Source organism: Bradyrhizobium sp. (assembly GCF_030693485.1).
Taxonomy (GTDB): domain Bacteria; phylum Pseudomonadota; class Alphaproteobacteria; order Rhizobiales; family Xanthobacteraceae; genus Bradyrhizobium.
On record NZ_JAUYAN010000324.1, the window covers coordinates 1 to 3,639 of the forward strand.

The window sequence follows — 3,639 nt, forward strand, 5'->3', positions numbered from 1 at the left end:
GCCGGCGAAACTGCGCGAGCCGGCCCGGACGCGAATGGCGCGGCGGCCGCCGAACATCGGTATGGTCATGGCTTCATCGCCCAGCCGCGACGGCTCGGCGGAGAGCTCATCGCCATCGAGCCGCACCAGCGAGAACGGATCGTTGGGGTCGTCGACCGCGGACGCCAGCAGCGCATCGGCCCGCTCGCGCACGAGGCCCGCATCAGGACCGTAAAGCAGGATGATGGGACGCGCCGGATCGGGCCGGGCGAGAAAAGCGTCGATCTCTCTTCCGCGAAGCGCGACCATCGAGTAATTCCGGGTGAGAACCTTCTCACCCTCCAGGGGAGGGTGAATACGGGTCAGCTACCCGCGACGAAGAACGACGCCAGCCGGGTCTGGATATTCTCCGCGATCTCCTGCGCGGCGCGGTCTTCGGCGTCGCGGAAGGCGCGGGCGCGGGCGAAGCGCTGCAGCTGGCCGGGACTGTCGTAGGACACCCGCGCGAAGGTGGTTCCGGTCATGACCGATTTATTGGTGGTCAGATCGATCAGATTGTACTGGGCGTCGATGCCGTAGTTCTCGCTGGATGGCAGCGCGGTGGCGGGATCGAGCATCAGCGACGAGCGGCTGGCGCCGAACCGCAGCACCAGTTTGTGCGTCGGGGGCATGCCGGTGGCGTTGCCGTAGAGCTTGAACTTCAGCGCGTTGCGGATTTCCACCTGGACCCGGGCCTCGCGCGAGGCGTTGGGCTTGTCGACCGGCGGGACGTCCACCCCCATCAGTTTTTCGCGCAGGCCGGGGGTGCCGTCGGTGCGTTCGGCATACATCGGCTGAAAGCAGCCGGCCGTCAGCGCCGCCAGGGCGGCCACGACCAGGAGCCGAGCGGCGATGCGGGTCTTAGCCAACGACATTCACGATCCTCATGGGAACCACAATCACCTTGCGAACGGCCTTGCCGCCGAGCGCCTGTTTTACCGCATCGAGAGCCAAAACGGCAGCCTCAATTTCCGGATTTTCGGCGCCCCGTGGCACTGTGACATCACCCCGTTTCTTGCCGTTGACCTGGACCACCAGCGTCACGGTATCTTCAATCAGCAAATCGCGTTCGATTTGGGGCCAATTCGCCTCTGAAATCAGTCCCTTCTGGCCCAGCACCGTCCAGCACTCCTCGGCCAGATGAGGCATCATGGGCGCGAACAGTTGAACAAGAATGACTGCGGCCTCGCGGACCGACCAGGCCAGGTCCGGCGAGGGCTGCCCTTCGCGGCCAAGCACCTCGGCCAGTGCGTTGGTGAACTCGCGGATATGGGCGAGGCAAACATTGAAATGCAGCTTCTCGATGCCGGTGGAGACCTTGTCCAGCGCGCCATGGGCGGCCTTGCGCAGCACCAGCGCGTCGGCGCCGAACGCCGCCGGCCGTGCCGCCGGGGCTGACTGGGCGATTCCGGCGGACTCGTTGACCAGCCGCCACAGCCGCTGCACGAAGCGCGAGGCGCCCTGCACCCGTTCGTCGCTCCAGATCACGTCGCGATCCGGCGGCGAATCCGACAGCATGAACCAGCGCGCGACGTCGGCGCCGTAGGTGGCGATGATGTCGTCGGGGTCGACGGTGTTGCGCTTCGACTTCGACATCTTCTCGATCGGGCCGATCGAGATTTCTTCGCCGCCTTCGATCATCGTGGCGCGACGGCCGCTGCCGATGGTCTCGATTTTCACCTCGGCCGGCGTGACGTAGCCGCCGTCGGCCTTCTGATAGGTTTCGTGCACCACCATGCCCTGGGTGAACATACCGGCGAACGGCTCGTCCATGCCGATATGGCCGGTGGCCTTCATGGCGCGGGTGAAGAAGCGGCTGTAGAGCAGATGCAGGATCGCGTGCTCGACGCCGCCGATATACTGGTCGACCGGCATCATCCGGTTGGCGACCTCAGGCGTGGTCGGCGCCTTCTCGTTCCAGGGATCGGTGAAGCGCGCGAAATACCACGATGAATCCACGAACGTGTCCATGGTGTCGGTTTCGCGCTGTGCTTTCCCGCCGCATTTGGGGCAGGCGACGTGCTTCCAGGTCGGATGATGGTCGAGCGCGTTGCCGGGCTTGTCGAAGGAGACATCCTCCGGCAGCACCACCGGCAGGTCCGCATCGGGCACCGGCACGACATCGCACTTCGGGCAGTGGATCACCGGGATCGGGCAGCCCCAATAGCGCTGCCGCGAGATACCCCAGTCGCGCAGTCGGAAGTTCACCTGCCGCTCGCCAACGGCCCCCACCCTTCCCTCCCCCGCTTGCGGGGGAGGGTTAGGGAGGGGGCGCATCTCGGCTTCAAGCCGTTTCGCAACATCCTGCTTGGCTTGATCGATGGTCATGCCGTCGAGGAAGCGCGAATTGATCATGCGGCCATCGCCGTCAAAGGCGGTGTCGGTGATGACGAACGTCTTCGGATCCTGGCCTTCGGGGCACACCACGGGGATGTTGCCGAGCCCGTATTTGTTGACGAAATCGAGGTCGCGCTGGTCGTGCGCCGGGCAGCCGAAGATCGCGCCGGTGCCGTATTCCATCAGCACGAAATTGGCCACGTAGACCGGCAGCTTCCAGTCCGGATCGAACGGGTGGACCGCCCGGATCCCGGTATCGAAACCCAGTTTCTCCTGGGTGTCGATGATCTCCTGCGCGGTGCCGTGACGTTTCGCTTCCGCGATGAATTCCGCCAGTTTCGGATTCTTCGCCGCCGCGGCCTGCGCCAGCGGATGATCCGGCGCGATCGCCATGAACTTGGCGCCGAACAGCGTGTCGTGCCGCGTGGTAAAAATCTTCAGCTCGGTCTCGCCTGCCGGCGTCCAACCTTCAGGCAAGGTCTTGGGATCGAGCGCGAAGCGCACCAGCATGCCTTCGCTGCGGCCGATCCAGTTGCGCTGCATCAGCCGCACCTTGTCGGGCCAGCGGTCCAGTCCGTCCAGCGCGTCCAGCAGTTCCTGCGAGTACTTCGTGATCTTGAAGACCCACTGGTTCATCTCGCGCTGCTCGACCACCGCGCCGGAGCGCCAGCCGCGGCCGTCGATCACCTGCTCGTTGGCGAGCACGGTCATGTCGACCGGATCCCAGTTGATCTTGCGCTTCTCCCGCTCGGCCAGGCCCGCGCGGAGGAAGTCGTTGAACATCTTCTGCTGGTGCTTGTAGTAGGAGGGATCGCAGGTCGCGAATTCGCGGGACCAGTCCAGCGACAGCCCGATCGACCGCAGCTGCTTCTTCATCGCCGCGATATTCTCGTAGGTCCACGCCTTCGGCGCCACCTTGCGCTCGATCGCGGCATTCTCGGCCGGCAGGCCGAAGGCGTCCCAGCCCATCGGGTGCAGCACGTTGAAACCCCTGGCCCGCATGAACCGCGCCAGCACATCGCCCAGCGTGTAGTTGCGGACATGCCCGATATGGATCCGCCCGGAAGGGTAGGGGAACATCTCAAGCACGTAGTATTTCGGCCGGACATCCTCGTTTTTGGAGGCGAAGATCGCCTTTTCGTCCCACTGGCGTTGCCAGCGCGGCTCGGTTTCGCGTGCGTTGTAGCGTTCGGAGGTCATGGAATCGCTGGGCTTTTCGTGGTTCGGACCGTCTTAAGGGGACGGCGGACTAGGCCACAAAAGCGGCAGGGGGGTCAACGCCCC

2 protein-coding genes and 1 pseudogene are annotated in these 3,639 nt (G+C 64.7%); all 3 read right to left on the bottom strand.

The window, feature by feature from the left end:
- Positions 1 to 288: pseudogene (locus Q8N40_RS23445) on the bottom strand (DNA polymerase III subunit delta); the annotation flags it as partial.
- A gap of 53 nt (positions 289 to 341) precedes the next feature.
- A complete protein-coding gene (gene lptE / locus Q8N40_RS23450; protein WP_305713489.1) occupies positions 342 to 893 on the bottom strand; it encodes an LPS assembly lipoprotein LptE in 552 nt (183 codons plus the stop codon).
- Complete coding sequence (gene leuS / locus Q8N40_RS23455) at positions 880 to 3,555, bottom strand: leucine--tRNA ligase (RefSeq protein WP_305713490.1); 2,676 nt, start codon at positions 3,553 to 3,555, stop codon at positions 880 to 882. The genes lptE and leuS overlap by 14 nt, the downstream gene beginning before the upstream one ends.
- Between the last annotated feature and the right edge of the window lie 84 nt (positions 3,556 to 3,639).